Here is a 17888-nt window from a genome sequence, read left to right as displayed (position 1 = left end):
GGGATGATTCGCTTTGAAGAGGTCAGTAAGGCTTACCTGGGAGGACGTCAGGCGCTGCAGGGGGTGGATTTTCATCTGCGTCCCGGTGAAATGGCGTTCCTGACCGGCCATTCCGGCGCGGGGAAAAGTACCTTACTGAAGCTGATTTGTGGCATTGAGCGCCCGAGCGCCGGGCAGATCTGGTTTAGCGGCCACGATATTTCGCGTCTGCGTCACAGTGAAGTGCCTTTCCTGCGACGTCAGATCGGTATGATTTTCCAGGATCACCACTTGCTGATGGATCGTTCGGTCTATGACAACGTGGCTATCCCGCTGATTATCTCCGGTGCCAGCGGTGAGGACATTCGTCGTCGCGTGTCGGCGGCGCTGGATAAAGTTGGCCTGCTCGACAAAGCGAAAAGTTATCCGATCCAGCTCTCAGGCGGTGAACAGCAACGTGTTGGCATTGCGCGTGCGGTGGTGAATAAGCCGGCGGTTTTGCTGGCGGATGAACCGACCGGTAACCTCGACAATGCGCTGTCAGAAGACATTCTGCGACTGTTTGAAGAGTTTAACCGCGTAGGTGTCACGGTGCTGATGGCAACGCATGACACCGGGCTGATTGCACGGCGGAATTACCGCCTGATGACGCTGAATCAGGGACGTCTGCACGGAGGCCACGATGGTCAATAAACGCAATAAGCGCCCAGCAGCGCCAAAAGCGACGAAGCAACCTTCGAAAAGCAAGGCGTTAAAAGGTGGCTGGCAGGAGCAGTGGCGTTATGCGTGGCGCGGTACGTTATCGGATATGTATCGCCAGCCGCTGGCCACGCTGCTGACGGTGATGGTGATCGCCATCTCGCTAACGCTGCCGAGCGTCTGCTACATGGTGTGGAAAAACGTCAGCCAGGCGGCCACGCAATGGTATCCCGCGCCGCAGCTTACCGTGTATCTCGACAAAGCGCTGGACGATAGCGCCGCCGAGAATGTCACCGCTGAACTGAAAAAGTTAGATGGCGTGGATAATGTCAATTATCTGACGCGTGAAGAAGCGCTGAATGAGTTCCGTAACTGGTCCGGCTTTGGCGGCTCAATGGACATGCTGGAGCAGAATCCGCTGCCTGCTGTCGCCATTATCACGCCGAAGCTCAATTTCCAGAATTCAGACACCATGGCCAATCTGCGCGATCGGGTCGCGAAAGTGCAGGGCGTTGATGAAGTGCGTATGGATGACAGCTGGTTTGCTCGCTTGGCCGCCTTAACCGGGCTGGTGGGGCAAATCGCCTCGATGATTGGCTTGCTGATGGTGGTCGCCGTGTTCCTGGTGATCGGCAACAGTGTGCGACTCAGCATTTTCGCCCGCCGCGATACTATTAACGTGCAAAAACTGATCGGTGCCACCGACGGCTTTATTCTGCGTCCATTCCTGTATGGCGGTGCGCTGCTCGGTTTCAGTGGCGCGGTGTTGTCACTGATCCTCTCCGAAGTATTGGTACTGCGCTTGCAGTCCGTGGTGGCGCAGGTTGCCTCGGTGTTCGGCACCACCTTTGTTTTGGAAGGTTTTTCCTGGGACGAAGGACTGCTGCTGCTGCTGATCGCCGCCATTATCGGCTGGATTGCCGCGTGGTTAGCGACTGTACAACATTTACGCCGATTTACGCCGCAGTAACCAACAGCAACGTTTTTTGATATACTCTTCCTCTGCTGCCGACGATCTGGGAGCAGAGGAATCTTTCTGTTTCTCCCGCCGTCATCTGTGTGTAAAATATTCACTGCTAATATTGAACTTGTGGATAACTTTGTCGTCCAAGTAGCACAGATTGCTTTTGGTTTTTTCGCGACGTTGACATAATGTAACGTCTGCGCAAGGAACTGTGCAGCAAGTCCATTGAATTTGTGAGGGTTTGAATGACCAAAGAAATGCAAACTTTAGCGATTGCGCCTCTGGGTAACCTGGAATCATACGTCCGGGCTGCCAATAACTGGCCGGTATTAACGGCAGAAGAGGAGAAGGCATTAGCGGAGAAACTGCATTACCAGGGCGATCTGGATGCAGCTAAGACGCTGATCCTTTCTCACCTGCGCTTTGTTGTTCATATTGCTCGTAACTATTCCGGTTACGGCCTGCCACAGGCTGACCTGATTCAGGAAGGTAACATTGGCCTGATGAAGGCGGTGCGTCGCTTCAACCCTGAAGTGGGCGTGCGCCTGGTGTCGTTTGCCGTGCACTGGATCAAAGCAGAAATTCACGAATATGTACTGCGTAACTGGCGTATCGTGAAAGTCGCGACCACGAAAGCACAGCGTAAGCTGTTCTTTAACTTGCGTAAAAGCAAGCAGCGTCTGGGCTGGTTTAACCAGGACGAAGTGGAAATGGTCGCGCGCGAGCTTGGCGTGAGCAGTAAAGACGTGCTTGAGATGGAATCTCGTATGGCCGCGCAGGATATGACCTTCGATATGTCTTCAGATGACGAAGCAGGCGAAGGTAAGCCGATGGCTCCGGTGCTGTATCTGCAGGATAAAACCTCTGACTTTGCTGATGGCATTGAAGAGGACAACTGGGATGCACACGCCGCAGATAAACTGAGCGATGCAATGCTGAGCCTCGATGAGCGTAGCCAGCACATCATCCGTGCCCGTTGGCTGGATGATGAGAACAAAACCACGCTGCAGGAACTGGCCGATCAATACGGCGTCTCTGCTGAGCGCGTGCGTCAGTTGGAAAAGAACGCCATGAAGAAACTGCGTATGGCAATTGAAGCCTGATAAGTGTCAGGTGCAAAACGGGGCGACCAGCGGGTCGCCCTTTTTTTTGCTCGACAGTCGCCATTCGTAGCGGCGCTTGATTAGACAGTCGCCATAAATGGCGACCCTACGGGAGATGAGTGTAGGGTGCGCATTAATGCGCACCGGGTAGAAAACCGCTCATCACTCGTTATTAACGCACCCAGCCTTCCGCTTGCGCACGAAATCCACAGGCCCGCATAAACGCAGCGAGAATCTCCTGATTGCTCTCGCCATCATTGGCAATCCACCAATTCGCGACCTCGCTGTTCTGCGCGATAGTGTCTTGCAGCAGATATTGCCCTACGCCACGACGGCGCGTGACTTCACGCACATTCAGCTGCGAAATCTTCCCCTGTGTCCCGCTCATCTCCAGCTGTAACGCCGCTAGCAGGCGATCGTTAAAGCGGGCGGCGTACAAACGCTGCGTCTCGCTTAATGCGGCTTCCAGTTGCGCAATATCGATCTGCGGCCAGACTTTAGCTAAATCCAACCGATCCTGTGGCGTCAGTGCGGTGATCCGCTGAATAGTGAGCTTCATTACCCTTACCTGTACTGGCAGAAAGGCCATAGTGTAGCGAATTTAGACAGTCAGCGTGCTGTCACTTTTTTGCGATGAAAATAGGTCAAATGCCAGCCTGTTTGCCAGGATTGTGGAGTAAGCCATCAATGATCGTTGAAAAAGCCAGCATAACGCGCTGGGTAGCTGGCTAAATTGCGGCCATAACAACCAGATGATTCTGCTGTTCAACGCGACTAATTCTAAATATGTCAGTTGATTTACAGAAGAAAGTTCCTGTTTAATAACCTGAAAAATAAAGCCTTATTACCAATAAATGCCAGAAAAGAGCGCTAACTCATTATTCTAAAATCAGTTTTCCTCTTTGACTGGCAGAAAATAAACCAATCACAACAGACACACGACACAACAGATGGGGAAGTACGCATGAAAATGAGTAAAGGACGCGCATTACTGGCGGGTTGCGTTGCGCTGGCGTTGAGCCACGCGGCACTGGCTAAAGACATCAAGATTGCCATCGTTGGCGCAGCAACCGGCCCGGTTGCCCAGTACGGTGACATGCAGTTCACCGGTGCAGCGCAGGCGATCAAGGACATTAACGCCAAAGGCGGTGTTAATGGTGACAAACTGGTTGGCGTGGAATATGACGATGCCTGTGACCCGAAACAAGCGGTTGCAGTGGCCAACAAAGTGGTTAACGACGGCATCAAATACGTTATCGGCCACCTTTGCTCTTCTTCGACTCAGCCTGCTTCCGACATCTACAATGATGAAGGCATTCTGATGATCACCCCGGCTGCCACCGCTCCCGAGCTGACGGCGCGTGGCTATGCTGACGTACTGCGCACCACCGGTCTGGATTCGGATCAGGGTCCAACCGCAGCGACTTACATCCTGAATGAAATCAAACCAAAACGTATCGCTGTGGTGCACGACAAGCAGCAGTACGGTCAGGGTCTGGCGGAATCGGTGCAGAAAACCCTGAAAGCCAAAGGCGGCAACGTGGTGTTGTTTGAAGGTATCACCGCCGGTGATAAAGATTTCTCTACGCTGATTGCGCGTCTGAAGAAAGAGAACGTCGATTTCGTCTACTACGGCGGTTACTACCCAGAGCTGGGCCAGATTCTGCGCCAGGCGAAATCAGCGGGTCTGAATGCGGGCTTCATGGGTCCAGAAGGTGTGGGCAACGCATCACTGTCTAATATCGCGGGTGATGCCTCTGAAGGCCTGTATGTCACCTTGCCGAAGCGTTATGACCAGCTGCCAGAAAACAAGGCGATTGTTGAGGCGATTAAAGCCAACACTGCGTCTAACCGCAAAGATCCAACCGGTCCGTTCGTCTGGACTACTTATGCCGCGATTCAGTCACTGGTGGCCGGTATCGAGCGCAGCAAGAGCGACGAGCCAGATGCGATTGCTAAAAACCTGAAAGAGGGCGCTGCGGTTCCAACCGTGATGGGTAACCTGAACTGGGATCAGAAAGGCGATCTGAAGGGCTTCGAATTTGGTGTCTTCAAATGGCATAAAGACGGTTCTTCTACCGCCGTTAAGTAATTCCCAACCTTAAACAGATTGGCCCTCTCTTTTACCGGAGAGGGCTGGGAGAGGGGCAGCGCGCACGGTTTTGATGACTCCCGCGTTTCTCCCTCACCCTAACCCTCTCCCAAAGGAGAGGGGATTTTTAGTCCACATGCAGGTCCTCACTATGTCCGAGCAGTTTCTCTATTTCATTCAGCAGATGTTCAACGGGGTGACCCTCGGGAGCACCTACGCGCTGATCGCCATTGGTTACACCATGGTTTACGGCATCATCGGCATGATCAACTTCGCCCACGGCGAGGTGTATATGATCGGCAGCTATGTCTCCTTTATTGTGATTGCCGCCCTGATGATGATGGGTATCGATACCACGTGGCTGATGATTGCCGCCGGTTTCGTGATGGCAGTCATTATCTCCAGCGCCTACGGCTGGAGCATCGAGCGCGTGGCCTACAAACCGGTGCGATCCTCGAAGCGCTTGATCGCACTGATCTCGGCTATCGGGATGTCGATCTTCCTGCAGAACTACGTCAGCCTGACGCAAGGCTCACGCGATCTGGCACTGCCAAGCCTGATCACCGGCCAGTGGACGCTGGGCGAAAGCAACGGCTTCGCTGCCACACTCTCCACTATGCAACTGGTGATCTGGGTGGTGACGTTCCTGTCGATGCTGGCACTGACGTTGTTCATCCGCTATTCGCGCATGGGGCGCGCCTGTCGTGCCTGCGCAGAAGATTTGAAAATGGCCAGCCTGCTGGGTATCAACACTGACCGTGTTATCTCACTGACCTTTATCATTGGTGCCGCGATGGCAGCGGTAGCCGGCGTGTTGCTGGGCCAGTTCTATGGCTCCATCAACCCATTTATCGGCTTTATGGCCGGGATGAAAGCCTTCACCGCAGCGGTACTTGGTGGTATCGGCAGTATTCCGGGTGCGATGATTGGCGGTCTGGTGCTGGGTATTGCTGAAGCACTGACGTCGGCTTATCTGTCAACGGAATACAAAGACGTGGTGTCGTTCGCCCTGTTGATTGTGGTGCTGTTGGTGATGCCAACCGGGATTCTGGGCCGTCCGGAGGTGGAAAAAGTATGAAGCGCCTCGGTCTGGTTAACGCCGTTATCTCCACGGTGATGTTGTTAGTGCTCGCCACCTTCTTTATGGGAGTGCGCCTCGATCTGGATGGCACCAAACTGGTGGTGGCCAACGCTGGCGCCGCCCGCTGGAACTGGATTTTCATCGGCTGTGCGGTGGTGTTTATCTTCCAGTTATTGCGTCCACTGTTGCAGGGCAAGTTTAAACGCAGCGGCAAAGGTTTTGTTTTACCCAGTTTTGATGGCTCCAACGCCAAACAAAAAGGGCTGATGGCGCTGATCATTGCCGCAGCGGTGATTTGGCCGTTCCTCGTCTCGCGCGGCAGTGTGGATATCGCCACACTGACACTGATCTACGTGATGCTCGGTTTGGGCCTCAACGTGGTGGTCGGGCTTTCCGGTTTGCTGGTGCTGGGTTACGGCGGCTTTTACGCCATCGGTGCCTACACCTTTGCCTTGCTTAATCACTATTACGGTTTCGGTTTTTGGGAAAGCCTGCCGCTGGCAGGAATAGTGGCGGGTGCCTTTGGTCTGATGCTGGGCTTCCCGGTGCTGCGCCTGCGCGGGGACTATCTGGCGATTGTGACGCTCGGTTTCGGCGAGATCGTCCGTATTCTGCTGCTGAACAGTACCTCGCTCACTGGCGGGCCAAACGGTATCGCGCAGATTCCCAAGCCCAGCCTGTTTGGCATTGAATTTGGTCGTCGCGTCAGTGAAGGCGGCTGGACCACCTTCCATGAGCTGACAGGGCTGCAATACGATCCTAACCATCGTGTGATTTTCCTCTATCTGGTGGCGCTGCTGCTGGTGGTGGTGACGCTGTTTGTGATTAACCGCTTGCTGCGTATGCCGCTGGGTCGTGCCTGGGAAGCACTGCGTGAAGATGAAATTGCCTGTCGCTCGCTGGGCCTCAGCCCAACGCGTATCAAGCTGACGGCATTCACCATCAGCGCAGTGTTCGCTGGTTTTGCCGGTACGCTGTTTGCCGCGCGCCAGGGCTTTGTCAGTCCGGAATCTTTCACTTTTGTCGAATCGGCCTTTGTACTGGCGATTGTGGTATTGGGCGGCATGGGCTCTCAGTTTGCGGTGATCCTCGCGGCTGTACTGCTGGTGGTGTCGCGCGAGCTGATGCGTGATTTGAACGAGTACAGCATGCTGGTGCTCGGTGGTTTGATGGTGCTGATGATGATCTGGCGTCCGCAAGGATTACTGCCGATGAAGCGTCCACACCTGAAGTTAAAAAGCAGTAAACAAGGAGAGCAGGCATGAGTCAGCCTTTATTAGCCGTTGAAGGCTTGATGATGCGCTTTGGCGGCCTGTTGGCCGTCAACAATGTGGCGCTGGAACTGCACCCTCAGGAAATCGTGTCACTGATTGGCCCAAACGGTGCCGGTAAAACCACGGTGTTTAACTGCCTGACCGGTTTTTACAAGCCGACCGGCGGCACTATCAAACTGCGCGACCAGCCATTACAGGGCCTGCCGGGCCAGAAGATTGCGCGCATGGGCATCGTGCGTACTTTTCAGCACGTGCGTCTGTTCCGTGAAATGACGGTGATCGAAAACCTGCTGGTGGCGCAGCATCAGCATCTGAAAAGCGGCGTATTCTCCGGGCTGTTCAAGACGCCAGCGTTTCGCCGTGGCGAAAGTGAAGCCCTGGATCGTGCGGCCACCTGGCTGGAGCGCATTGGCTTACTGGATCTGGCTAACCGCCAGGCGGGGAACCTCGCTTACGGTCAACAGCGCCGTCTGGAGATTGCGCGCTGCATGGTGACACGTCCTGAAATCCTGATGCTGGATGAACCGGCTGCAGGACTTAACCCGCGTGAAACGCATGAGCTGGATGAACTGATTGCCGAACTGCGTGGCGAGCACAAGGTCTCGGTGCTGTTGATCGAACACGATATGAAGCTGGTGATGGGAATTTCTGACCGCATTTATGTGGTCAATCAGGGCACACCGCTGGCTAACGGCACGCCGGAAGAAGTGCGTAACAATCCGGATGTGATCCGTGCTTATTTAGGTGAGGCGTAATATGGCAAACCCAATTTTAACCTTGCAGGGTGTCAGTGCCCATTACGGCCCGATTCAGGCGCTGCATAACATTAATCTGCACATCAATCAGGGGGAAATTGTCACCCTGATTGGTGCTAACGGTGCGGGTAAAACCACGCTGCTCGGCACGCTGTGCGGTGAGCCACGCGCCACTAGCGGCACCGTGGTGTTTGATGGTAAAGAGATTACTGACTGGCAAACCGCCAAAATCATGCGTGAAGCGATTGCGATTGTGCCAGAAGGCCGCCGCGTGTTTTCGCGTATGACAGTGGAAGAGAACCTGGCGATGGGCGGTTTTTTTGCCACGCGTCAGCAGTATCAGGAGCGCATTGAACGCGTTTACCAACTGTTCCCCCGGTTGGCAGAGCGTAAAGTGCAGCGTGCGGGCACCATGTCCGGTGGTGAGCAACAGATGCTGGCCATTGGCCGCGCGTTGATGAGCCAGCCGCGTTTACTTTTGCTAGATGAACCTTCTTTGGGCTTAGCGCCGATTATCATTCAGCAGATTTTCGACACTATTGAGCAACTGCGTAAAGAGGGCATGACCATCTTTCTGGTGGAGCAAAACGCCAACCAGGCACTGAAGTTGGCCGATCGTGGCTACGTACTGGAGAACGGTCATGTGGTGCTGGAAGACAGCGGAGAAGCGTTGTTGTCCAACGAAGCGGTACGTAGCGCTTACCTGGGGGCCTGAAATACTATCATGGCTGCATAGATCCGTAGCGGCGCAATTCATTGCGCTTCCTGCAAACGCGCGATGAATCGCGCCGCTACAATAATGTGCGCGCTGTCCGCCCGCAATCTGACTGCGCCGCCGGCGGTCTGATTGAAGGTGCGGTTTGAATGTAACGCCGACGGTCCGAACACAGTGCACGAATTTGAGATAATTCGTGCCACTTAAAACTTTCTTATGCGCTTTTACCTCGTCACATTCCCGTCATAATCCTGTTATTTTTCCGTCATTTCCTCGTGTCATGTTACTTCGCGAACAAAAAAATGCGTGATATCGCGCGTACCTAACAAGCACAGGAAAAAACTTATGTCCGCTTTTACGCTTCGTCCCCGCCTGATGAGTGTGTTGCTCGGTCTGGCGCTCAGCGGTAATGCGCTGGCTGCTACAGACATTCCTTTCTGGCACTCAATGGAAGGCGAGTTAGGCAAAGAAGTCGATTCTCTGGCACAACGTTTTAACCAGGCTCACCCAGAATACAAAATCGTACCAACTTATAAAGGTAACTATGAGCAGAGCCTGGCAGCGGGTATCGCTGCTGTGCGTACCGGTAAAGCCCCGGCTATTCTGCAGGTTTACGAAGTGGGTACGGCAACCATGATGGCTTCTAAGGCTATCGTTCCGGTGCATGACGTGTTTAAAGACGCGGGCGTGCAGATGGATCCAAAACAGTTCGTGCCAGCCGTTGCGGGTTACTACAGCGACAGCAAAGGCCAGCTGATTTCTCAGCCGTTTAACAGCTCTACCCCGGTGCTGTACTACAACAAAGACGCCTTCAAGAAAGCCGGCCTGAACCCAGACCAGCCACCGAAAACCTGGCAGGAACTGGCGAAAGATGCCGATGCACTGCGTAAAGCCGGCATGACCTGTGGCTACGCCAGTGGCTGGCAGGGCTGGATTCAGATCGAAAACTTCAGCGCCTGGCATGCACTGCCGGTTGCCACCAAGAACAACGGCTTCGACGGGACCGATGCAGTGCTGGAGTTCAACAAGCCGGTGCAGGTGCGCCACATCCAAATGCTCGAAGACATGAACAAGAAAGGTGATTTCACCTACTTCGGCCGTAAAGATGAGTCCACTGCCAAGTTCTATAACGGCGATTGCGGCATCACCACCGCGTCTTCAGGTTCACTGGCGGATATCAAGCACTACGCGAAGTTCAACTTCGGCGTAGGCATGATGCCATACGACTCAACCGTGCCAGACGCACCGCAGAACGCCATTATCGGCGGCGCGAGCCTGTGGGTAATGAAAGGCAAAGATGCCAACACCTACAAAGGCGTAGCAGAGTTTATGAAGTTCCTGGCGCAGCCAGAGATCGCCGCAGAGTGGCACCAGAAGACCGGTTACTTGCCGATCACCACTGCAGCGTATGAGCTGACCAAACAGCAGGGCTTCTACGACAAGAACCCAGGTGCAGACATTGCCACGCGTCAGATGCTGAACAAAGATCCACTGCCGTTCACCAAAGGCATGCGTCTGGGCAACATGCCACAGATTCGTACCATCGTGGACGAGGAACTGGAAGGCGTGTGGACGGGTAAACAGGCACCACAAGCCGCACTGGATAACGCAGTGAAGCGCGGAAATGAACTGCTGCGTCGTTTTGAACAGCAAGTGAAGTAATTCCGTTGTCTCGGGGCTGGCGCGTGGCGTCAGCCCCGATTTCTCTTTGGCGAGTCTGTTATGTCCTCATCACGCCCCGTTTTTCGCTCCCGTTTTCTGCCCTATTTGCTGGTCGCACCGCAGCTGGTGATCACCGCCATTTTCTTCCTGTGGCCTGCCGGGGAAGCGCTGTGGTATTCGTTGCAAAGCATCGATCCCTTTGGCATTTCCAGCACCTTTGTCGGTCTGGATAACTTCAAGCGCTTGTTTAGCGACAGCTATTATCTCGACTCTTTCTGGACCACCATTGAGTTCAGCGCACTGGTCACGGTGTGCGGCATGACCTTCTCGCTGCTGCTGGCGGCGCTGGTTGATTATGTGGTGCGTCTGAAAAAGCTGTATCAAACCTTATTACTGCTGCCCTACGCCGTTGCGCCCGTGGTGGCAGCCGTGCTGTGGATGTTCCTGTTCAACCCCGGCCTCGGCCTGTTCAGCCACCTGCTGAACCAGATTGGCTACAACTGGAACTACGCGCAAAACAGTGGTCAGGCGATGTTCCTGATCGTGCTGGCCTCCATCTGGCAGCAGATGAGCTACAACTTCCTGTTCTTCTTCGCCGCGCTGCAGTCGATTCCAAAATCGCTGGTGGAAGCGGCAGCGATTGACGGTGCCGGACCGGTGCGCCGTTTCTTCAACCTGTCACTGCCGCTGATTACGCCAGTGAGTTTCTTCCTGCTGGTGGTCAACCTGGTGTATGCCTTCTTCGATACCTTCCCGGTGATCGATGCCGCCACGGGCGGTGGTCCGGTGCAGGCCACCACCACGTTGATTTACAAAATCTACCGTGAAGGCTTTACCGGGTTGGATCTCTCATCCTCTGCCGCCCAGTCGGTGGTGCTGATGCTGCTGGTGATTGGCCTGACCATCCTGCAATTCCGCTTTGTCGAGCGTAAGGTGCAATACCAATGATTGAAAATCGACGCGGGCTGGATATCTTCAGCCATACCTTGCTGGTGCTTGGCGTGCTGAGCATTCTCTTCCCGCTATACGTGGCGATTGTGGCGGCAACGCTGGATAACGAAGCGGTGTATCAGGTGCCGATGACGCTGGTGCCGGGTACGCACCTGTGGGACAACATCTCACGCATCTGGACTCAAGGGGTTAACGGCAGCGGTCCGGCATTTGGCATGATGATGATGAACAGCCTGATCATGGCGCTTGGCATCACCGTGGGCAAAATTGCGGTGTCGATGCTCTCCGCGTTCGCGCTGGTGTGGTTCCGCTTTCCGCTGCGCACGCTGTTCTTCTGGCTGATCTTCATCACGCTGATGCTGCCGGTTGAAGTGCGTATCTTCCCCACGGTAGAAGTGATTTCAAACCTGCACATGCTCGACAGCTACAGCGGTTTGACGCTGCCGTTGATGGCCTCTGCAACCGCCACCTTCCTGTTCCGCCAGTTCTTTATGTCACTGCCGGATGAGCTGATTGAGGCGGCTCGTATTGATGGCGCCAGCCCGATGCGTTTCTTCTGGGACATCGTGTTACCGCTGTCCAAAACCAATCTCGCCGCCCTGTTCGTGATCACCTTTATCTACGGCTGGAACCAGTATCTGTGGCCGCTGTTGATCATCAACGATCCTTCACTCAGCACCGCAGTAGCCGGGGTGAAAAGTATGATCAACACCAGCGGCGGCCCTACGCAGTGGAATGAAGTGATGGCGGCAATGTTATTAACCCTGATCCCACCGGTGGTGGTGGTACTCGTGATGCAACGTGCCTTTGTACGTGGCCTGGTGGAGAGTGATAAATAAATGGCAGGCGTAACCCTTCAGACCGTCACCAAATCGTATGACGGCAAAAATCAGATCATCCAGCCACTCAACATCACCATCAATGATGGCGAATTTATGGTGATGGTCGGCCCTTCCGGCTGCGGTAAATCAACGCTGCTGCGTATGGTGGCAGGCCTGGAACGTGTGACCTCGGGCGATATCTATATCGACGACAAACGCGTGACCAACATGGAACCGAAAGATCGTGGTATTGCCATGGTGTTCCAGAACTACGCGCTCTATCCGCACATGACGGTGGGCGAAAACATGGCGTATGGCCTGAAAATTCGCGGCATGGGCAAAGAGCAAATTGATCAGCGTGTAATGGAAGCGGCACGCAGTCTGGAGCTGGATCACCTGCTGGCGCGTCGTCCACGTGAGCTTTCTGGTGGCCAGCGTCAGCGTGTGGCGATGGGCCGCGCCATCGTGCGTGAACCCGCGGTATTCCTGTTTGATGAACCGCTGTCGAACCTTGATGCGCGCCTGCGTGTACAAATGCGCCTTGAGTTGCAACAGCTGCATCGTCGTCTGAAAACCACCAGCCTGTACGTGACGCACGATCAGGTGGAAGCGATGACGCTGGCACAGCGCGTCATGGTGATGAACAAAGGCGTCGTGGAGCAAGTCGGCACGCCAGTAGAAGTGTATGAACGCCCCGCCAGCCAGTTTGTCGCTTCCTTCATTGGTGCGCCAGCGATGAATCTGCTGCCAGGCCAGATCAACAGTGATGGCACCCGCTTTACACTGGATGCGCTCAACAGTTTGCCGCTGGGCGAAAGCAAAGCCAAATGGGCAAACCGCCCGCTGACGCTGGGCATTCGTCCTGAACATCTGGTGCTCAGCTCGCAAGCCGCTGGGGGAATCCCGCTGGTGGTGGATACACTGGAGATGCTGGGGGCGGATAACCTCGCACACGGTCGCATTGGCAATACGCGACTGGTGGTGCGTTTGCCACACAGCGAGCGTCCGACATCGGGCAGCACCCTGTGGCTACATCTGCCGCCAGATGCGTTACACTTCTTCGATTCTACCCATGGAAAGCGTCTGGAATGAGTGCAGAAAATTGGCCCTACCCACAGATCGTCGCGCATCGCGGCGGCGGTAAACTGGCCCCGGAAAATACCCTCGCGGCGATTGATGTCGGCGCGCAGTACGGTCATACCATGATCGAGTTTGATGCAAAGCTGTCAGAGGATAAGCAGGTATTCCTGCTGCATGACGACACGCTGGACCGCACCAGCAACGGCTGGGGTGTAGCAGGCGATCTGTCATGGAGTAAGTTGTCGCAGCTCGATGCGGGGAGCTGGTACAGCCGCGAGTATGAGGGCGAACCCCTGGCACTGTTGCGTGACGTGGCGGAACGCTGCCGTCAGCATCAGATGATGGCGAACATCGAGATCAAACCCACCACGGGCAAAGAGCAGGAAACCGGACGTGATGTGGCGTTAGCTGCACGCGAACTCTGGCAGGGGCAAACGGCACCGCTGTTGTCTTCCTTCTCTTATGACGCACTGGAAGCGGCGATGCAGGCGGTGCCTGAACTGCCTCGTGGATTGCTGTTGGATGAATGGCACGATGACTGGTTAACGCTGACGTCGGCGCTGGGCTGTGTTTCCATCCATCTGAATCACAAATTGTTGGATGCTGAGCGCACCGCGCAGCTGAAAGCCGCCGGATTACACATTCTGGTGTACACCGTGAATCAGCCCGCGCGAGCGCGCGAGCTGTTAAACTGGGGTGTCGACGCCATCTGCACCGATCGCATCGACATTATCGGCCCGGACTTCCGTTAATTCCCGCTCTGCTGGCCCGGCTGCTGCTGAATCACGCGCTGCTGGGCACTGTCCCGCCGTTCCTGCATTTTGCGCTGCAATTCCTGATTTTGCTGTTGCTGATCCTGACGCAATTTTTGCTGCTGTTGCTGCTGCTGCACCTGCATTTGCGTCTGCATCCGTTGCTGGCTCGGGTTGTAGCCGGGTTTGTAGGGCTCGCTGGTGTTATTCAGCATATTCGCCATGCCGCTCAGTGGCAGCAACGCGGCAATCACAATTAGCCATTTTTTCATGGTATTCCTCCATTAATGCAGCCTGCTGTGTGAGGGAGTGGCTGCATCTATAAGTTTATGCGATGTCACAAAGTCCATCACCAGGAGTGCACCGAATTTGGCTTACTGCTACAGTTTTCTATCGTGTTTGCAAACACTTGCATCAGTTCATAACAAATGTAAACAACTGAAAAGGATGATAGCAGGATGAGAAAACAGGGCAGCATGCGCCAGATTGGCTGGGCGTTACTCATGAGTTTTACCGTGGTGCAGGGCGCACAGGCCACGCCTGCCAGCGCTCCGCCTGTTTCCTATGGCGTGGATAGCGATACCTTCCACCCGGTGAAGGCGAAGCACGGCATGGTGGCGTCCGTGGATGCGATAGCAACGGAAGTGGGCGTCGATATTCTTAAGCAGGGCGGTAACGCCGTGGATGCGGCGGTAGCGGTGGGATTTGCGCTGGCCGTGACGCATCCGCAGGCCGGCAACCTGGGCGGCGGCGGATTTATGATGCTGCGTACCGCATCTGGCCGCACGACCGCCATCGACTTCCGTGAAATGGCTCCGGCCCGTGCCTCGCGCGATATGTTCCTCGATAAACAGGGCAACGCTGATCCGAAGTTATCGCTGACTTCGCACTTAGCCTCTGGCACGCCGGGCACCGTGGCGGGATTTGCGCTCGCCGCACAGAAATATGGCACCTTGCCATTGAGCAAACTGTTGGCTCCGGCAATCAAGCTGGCGCGTGACGGCATTATCGTCAACGATGCGCTGGCTGATGACCTGGCGACCTACGGTAAAGAGACTCTTATCAACCACGACAACAGCCGTGAGATCTTCTACAAAGCGGATGGTCAGCCTTATCAGAAAGGCGATCGTCTGGTGCAGAAGAACCTCGCGCACAGCCTGCAACTGATCGCTCAGCAGGGGCCAGATGCCTTCTACAAAGGCAAAATCGCCGATGAGATCGCGGGCGAAATGGCACAGCACGGTGGTTTGATCGGTAAGCCGGATCTGGCAGCCTATCGCGCTGTGGAGCGCAAACCCGTGAGTGGTACCTATCGTGGCTATGAAGTGTTCTCCATGCCACCGCCATCCTCAGGCGGCATTCACATCGTGCAGATCCTCAATATCCTGGAAAACTTCGATCTGGCGAAGTGGGGCTTTGGCAGCGCCGATGCGATGCAGGTGATGGCGGAAGCGGAGAAATACGCGTATGCCGATCGCTCGGAGTATTTGGGTGACCCTGATTTTGTCAAAGTGCCGCAGCAGGCATTGACCAGCAAAGCCTACGCCAAAACCCTGGCGCAGCAGATCGACGTCAACAAAGCGCGTCCTTCCAGTGAAATCAAACCGGGTAAACTGGAGCCTTACGAAAGCAACCAAACCACGCACTTCTCGGTGGTGGATAAAGATGGCAATGCGGTGGCGGTGACATATACGCTGAATACCTACTTCGGTAGCGGCATTGTTGCCGGGCAGAGCGGCATCCTGATGAACAACGAAATGGATGATTTCTCCGCCAAACCGGGTACGCCAAACGTGTATGGCTTAGTGGGCGGTGAGGCCAATGCGGTGCAACCGGCCAAGCGTCCGCTGTCATCGATGTCACCGACGATTGTGGCGAAAGACGGGAAAACCTGGCTGGTGACCGGCAGCCCAGGCGGTAGCCGAATTATTACCACCGTGCTGCAAATGGTAGTGAACAGCATCGATTTCGGTATGAACGTGGCGGAAGCCACTAACGCACCGCGCTTCCATCATCAGTGGTTGCCGGATCAGTTGCGCGTGGAGAAAGGCTTCAGCCCGGATACGCTGCGCCTGCTGGAGGCCAAAGGCCAGCATGTGAAAGTCCTGCCCGCAATGGGTAGCACACAGAGCATTATGATCGGGCCGGATGGCATGCGTTATGGCGCGTCCGATCCGCGTTCGGTGGATGATTTGAGTGCGGGTTATTAGAAAAAAGGAGGCGCCATTAATGGCGCCCCTGGCTTTGTAGGGTGCGCATTGATGCGCACCTGGATTTATTTCAATCGCGCCATGTAATGCGTATCAATCATTTCGCCATCGCGTATGGCAAAACGCTTCGCGGTGCCTTCAATCTCGAAGCCAAACTTCTGATACAAGCCAATCGCTTTGTGGTTATCGGCAAACACCGTTAACTCAATACGCGTTACCTGCAGCCAGTTGTCGCACAGGTCAATCATCGCCGCCATCAGCGCGGAACCCACGCCACGACGGTGAAAAGCCGGATCAACACCCATGCCAATCGATGCCACGTGTCGACGGCGTGCCACGGTGATTCCATCCAGCGTGAGTTGCCCTACCACTTGTTCATCAATGCAGGCCACCAGGCGGTGCTGACCAGGGCGCACATCATTTAGGCGCTCCTGCCACAGCACAGGTGACTGATAAGGAAGATGCAGTGTGCCAGCCTGGGTCTCCGGCTGGCTATAAAGGTGGGTTAAGGCTGCAGCATCTTCGGGGGTGGCATGACGAACAGTGACTTGACTCATAAGGCGACTCCTTGTGCAAAGTGAATAAAATCCCCTTTAACATCAAGGAATTCTCGCAACGCGTCAATCAAAAATAAATCGCAAAAAGGGTTTACAGACGCGAATGATAATGATTATTATTGTCATGCGGACTCGGGAACGTCTCCTGACAACCGGGTAAGCACGACATTGCTCACATTGCTTCCAGTGTTTCTTAGCCAGCTCGGGTGCTGGCTTTTTTTTTGCCTGCGATTGACCTCCTTCATCTGCTCTGTGCAACCCTCGCCAAAACGTTCAGCATTTTTGAACAGAGGCGTGAAGTTTTTCAGCTATCAATAGATTCACCTCAAGTCCACACTGTAAAAAACATTGAGGAGAATTGAACATGATTTACGTACGCAAAGCTGAAGAACGCGGTCACGCCAATCACGGTTGGCTGGATAGCTGGCACACTTTTTCCTTCGCGGATTATTACGATGCCAACTTTATGGGCTTCTCCGCCCTGCGCGTTATCAATGAAGATGTGATCGATGGCGGCCAGGGTTTTGGTACCCATCCGCACAAAGACATGGAAATCCTGACCTATGTGCTCTCGGGTACGGTTGAGCATCAGGACAGCATGGGTAACAAAGAGCAGATCCCGGCCGGTGAGTTCCAAATCATGAGCGCCGGCACCGGGGTGCGTCACTCGGAGTACAACGCCAGCGCCAGCGATCCGCTGCATTTGTATCAGATCTGGATCATTCCAGAGCGCAAAGGGATTGAGCCACGCTATGCGCAGCGCCGCTTTGCTGATGTCAAAGGCCGCCAGTTTGTGCTGTCACCGGATGAGCGTGAAGGTTCACTGAAAGTGTTCCAGGATATGACCTTATCGCGCTGGGTGTTTGCGGAAGGTGAAACGGATGATGTGGCTATCGAAGCCGGCCGCCGCGTATGGATTCAGGTGGTGAAAGGTCTGGTGAGCGTGAATGGCGAGCAAGTCGGCACCAGCGATGCGTTGGCGATCTGGGATGAAAGCGCGCTGACGCTGACAGCCGACAGCGATGCCGAGATTCTGTTGTTTGATTTGCCGCCGGTGTAAACCCCGCGCAATAAATTGCGCCGCTACGGATTTCATGTGATCGGTAGCGGCGCGATTCATCGCGCGGTTTTGCCATTGCCGCTCCACAGCCTGAAAATGACAAAAAAATGATAGACTCATCGTATCTCTGACC

At 54.8% G+C, this 17888-nt stretch carries 18 protein-coding genes; 15 read left to right on the top strand and 3 right to left on the bottom strand.

The genetic code is table 11. The features are described from left to right. Window positions 1–3: 3 nt before the first annotated feature. The 3 genes from ftsE to rpoH all read left to right on the top strand — a co-directional run bounded on the left by ftsE (window position 4) and on the right by rpoH (window position 2745). Window positions 4–672 (top strand): cell division ATP-binding protein FtsE, encoded by a 669-nt coding sequence (gene ftsE / locus PSSD_RS11025; RefSeq protein ID WP_039331726.1) that lies wholly within the window; start codon window positions 4–6, stop codon window positions 670–672. Next, entirely contained in the window at window positions 662–1648 is a 987-nt protein-coding gene (gene ftsX / locus PSSD_RS11020) for a permease-like cell division protein FtsX (RefSeq protein WP_039331725.1), read from the top strand. The genes ftsE and ftsX overlap by 11 nt, the downstream gene beginning before the upstream one ends. Window positions 1649–1887: 239 nt before the next feature. Next, window positions 1888–2745 (top strand): RNA polymerase sigma factor RpoH, encoded by an 858-nt coding sequence (rpoH, locus tag PSSD_RS11015; RefSeq protein ID WP_058972269.1) that lies wholly within the window; start codon window positions 1888–1890, stop codon window positions 2743–2745. Window positions 2746–2917: 172 nt separating this feature from the next. On the opposite strand, the gene panM is transcribed toward rpoH, so the two are convergent. Continuing rightward, window positions 2918–3304, bottom strand: a complete 387-nt coding sequence (gene panM, locus PSSD_RS11010) for an aspartate 1-decarboxylase autocleavage activator PanM (RefSeq protein WP_058972268.1) — start codon at window positions 3302–3304, stop codon at window positions 2918–2920. A 405-nt stretch (window positions 3305–3709) separates the two neighbouring features. Here panM and PSSD_RS11005 point away from each other — a divergent pair, with 405 nt between their 5' ends. From PSSD_RS11005 to ugpQ, 10 genes are all read left to right on the top strand, one after another. Further along, window positions 3710–4837, top strand: coding sequence for a branched-chain amino acid ABC transporter substrate-binding protein (locus tag PSSD_RS11005; protein WP_039331722.1), 1128 nt, complete (start codon window positions 3710–3712; stop codon window positions 4835–4837). Between the two features lie 151 nt (window positions 4838–4988). Further along, entirely contained in the window at window positions 4989–5915 is a 927-nt protein-coding gene (livH, locus tag PSSD_RS11000; protein WP_034827036.1) for a high-affinity branched-chain amino acid ABC transporter permease LivH, read from the top strand. Next, window positions 5912–7183, top strand: coding sequence for a high-affinity branched-chain amino acid ABC transporter permease LivM (locus PSSD_RS10995; protein ID WP_058972267.1), 1272 nt, complete (start codon window positions 5912–5914; stop codon window positions 7181–7183). The genes livH and PSSD_RS10995 overlap by 4 nt, the downstream gene beginning before the upstream one ends. Beyond that, window positions 7180–7947 carry a high-affinity branched-chain amino acid ABC transporter ATP-binding protein LivG gene (gene livG / locus PSSD_RS10990; protein WP_039331713.1) on the top strand — a complete coding sequence of 256 codons (768 nt, stop codon included), beginning with the start codon at window positions 7180–7182 and terminating at the stop codon, window positions 7945–7947. The genes PSSD_RS10995 and livG overlap by 4 nt, the downstream gene beginning before the upstream one ends. A 1-nt stretch (window position 7948) precedes the next feature. Further along, the gene (livF, locus tag PSSD_RS10985) at window positions 7949–8662 is read left to right on the top strand and encodes a high-affinity branched-chain amino acid ABC transporter ATP-binding protein LivF (RefSeq protein WP_039331711.1); all 714 of its coding nucleotides are present in this window, start codon (window positions 7949–7951) and stop codon (window positions 8660–8662) included. Window positions 8663–9007: 345 nt separating this feature from the next. After that, the gene (gene ugpB, locus PSSD_RS10980; protein WP_039331707.1) at window positions 9008–10324 is read left to right on the top strand and encodes a sn-glycerol-3-phosphate ABC transporter substrate-binding protein UgpB; all 1317 of its coding nucleotides are present in this window, start codon (window positions 9008–9010) and stop codon (window positions 10322–10324) included. Between the two features lie 60 nt (window positions 10325–10384). Next, window positions 10385–11272 (top strand): sn-glycerol-3-phosphate ABC transporter permease UgpA, encoded by an 888-nt coding sequence (ugpA, locus tag PSSD_RS10975; RefSeq protein WP_034827026.1) that lies wholly within the window; start codon window positions 10385–10387, stop codon window positions 11270–11272. Next, a complete protein-coding gene (ugpE, locus tag PSSD_RS10970; protein WP_058972266.1) occupies window positions 11269–12114 on the top strand; it encodes a sn-glycerol-3-phosphate ABC transporter permease UgpE in 846 nt (281 codons plus the stop codon). The genes ugpA and ugpE overlap by 4 nt, the downstream gene beginning before the upstream one ends. Then, window positions 12115–13188, top strand: coding sequence for a sn-glycerol-3-phosphate import ATP-binding protein UgpC (locus PSSD_RS10965; RefSeq protein WP_058972265.1), 1074 nt, complete (start codon window positions 12115–12117; stop codon window positions 13186–13188). Beyond that, complete coding sequence (gene ugpQ / locus PSSD_RS10960) at window positions 13185–13928, top strand: glycerophosphodiester phosphodiesterase (protein ID WP_058972264.1); 744 nt, start codon at window positions 13185–13187, stop codon at window positions 13926–13928. The genes PSSD_RS10965 and ugpQ overlap by 4 nt, the downstream gene beginning before the upstream one ends. Here ugpQ and PSSD_RS10955 read toward each other — a convergent pair. Further along, window positions 13925–14200 (bottom strand): DUF2756 domain-containing protein, encoded by a 276-nt coding sequence (locus tag PSSD_RS10955; protein WP_039331699.1) that lies wholly within the window; start codon window positions 14198–14200, stop codon window positions 13925–13927. The genes ugpQ and PSSD_RS10955 overlap by 4 nt on opposite strands. A 186-nt stretch (window positions 14201–14386) precedes the next feature. Between PSSD_RS10955 and ggt the strand changes: the two genes are divergently transcribed. Further along, window positions 14387–16138, top strand: coding sequence for a gamma-glutamyltransferase (ggt, locus tag PSSD_RS10950; protein WP_058972263.1), 1752 nt, complete (start codon window positions 14387–14389; stop codon window positions 16136–16138). Window positions 16139–16203: 65 nt separating this feature from the next. Here the strand turns inward: ggt and PSSD_RS10945 are convergent, their stop codons facing one another. After that, window positions 16204–16695, bottom strand: a complete 492-nt coding sequence (locus tag PSSD_RS10945) for a GNAT family N-acetyltransferase (protein WP_058972262.1) — start codon at window positions 16693–16695, stop codon at window positions 16204–16206. Window positions 16696–17059: 364 nt separating this feature from the next. On the opposite strand from PSSD_RS10945, the gene PSSD_RS10940 reads away from it, so the two are divergent. Continuing rightward, window positions 17060–17755 (top strand): pirin family protein, encoded by a 696-nt coding sequence (locus tag PSSD_RS10940; protein WP_058972261.1) that lies wholly within the window; start codon window positions 17060–17062, stop codon window positions 17753–17755. The last annotated feature ends 133 nt before the right edge of the window (window positions 17756–17888 follow it).

Origin of the sequence: Type-D symbiont of Plautia stali, assembly GCF_001485335.1 — a bacterium.
Classification (GTDB): Bacteria; Pseudomonadota; Gammaproteobacteria; order Enterobacterales; family Enterobacteriaceae; genus Pantoea; species Pantoea vagans_C.
This window is presented reverse-complemented; position numbering and strand designations above follow the sequence as displayed.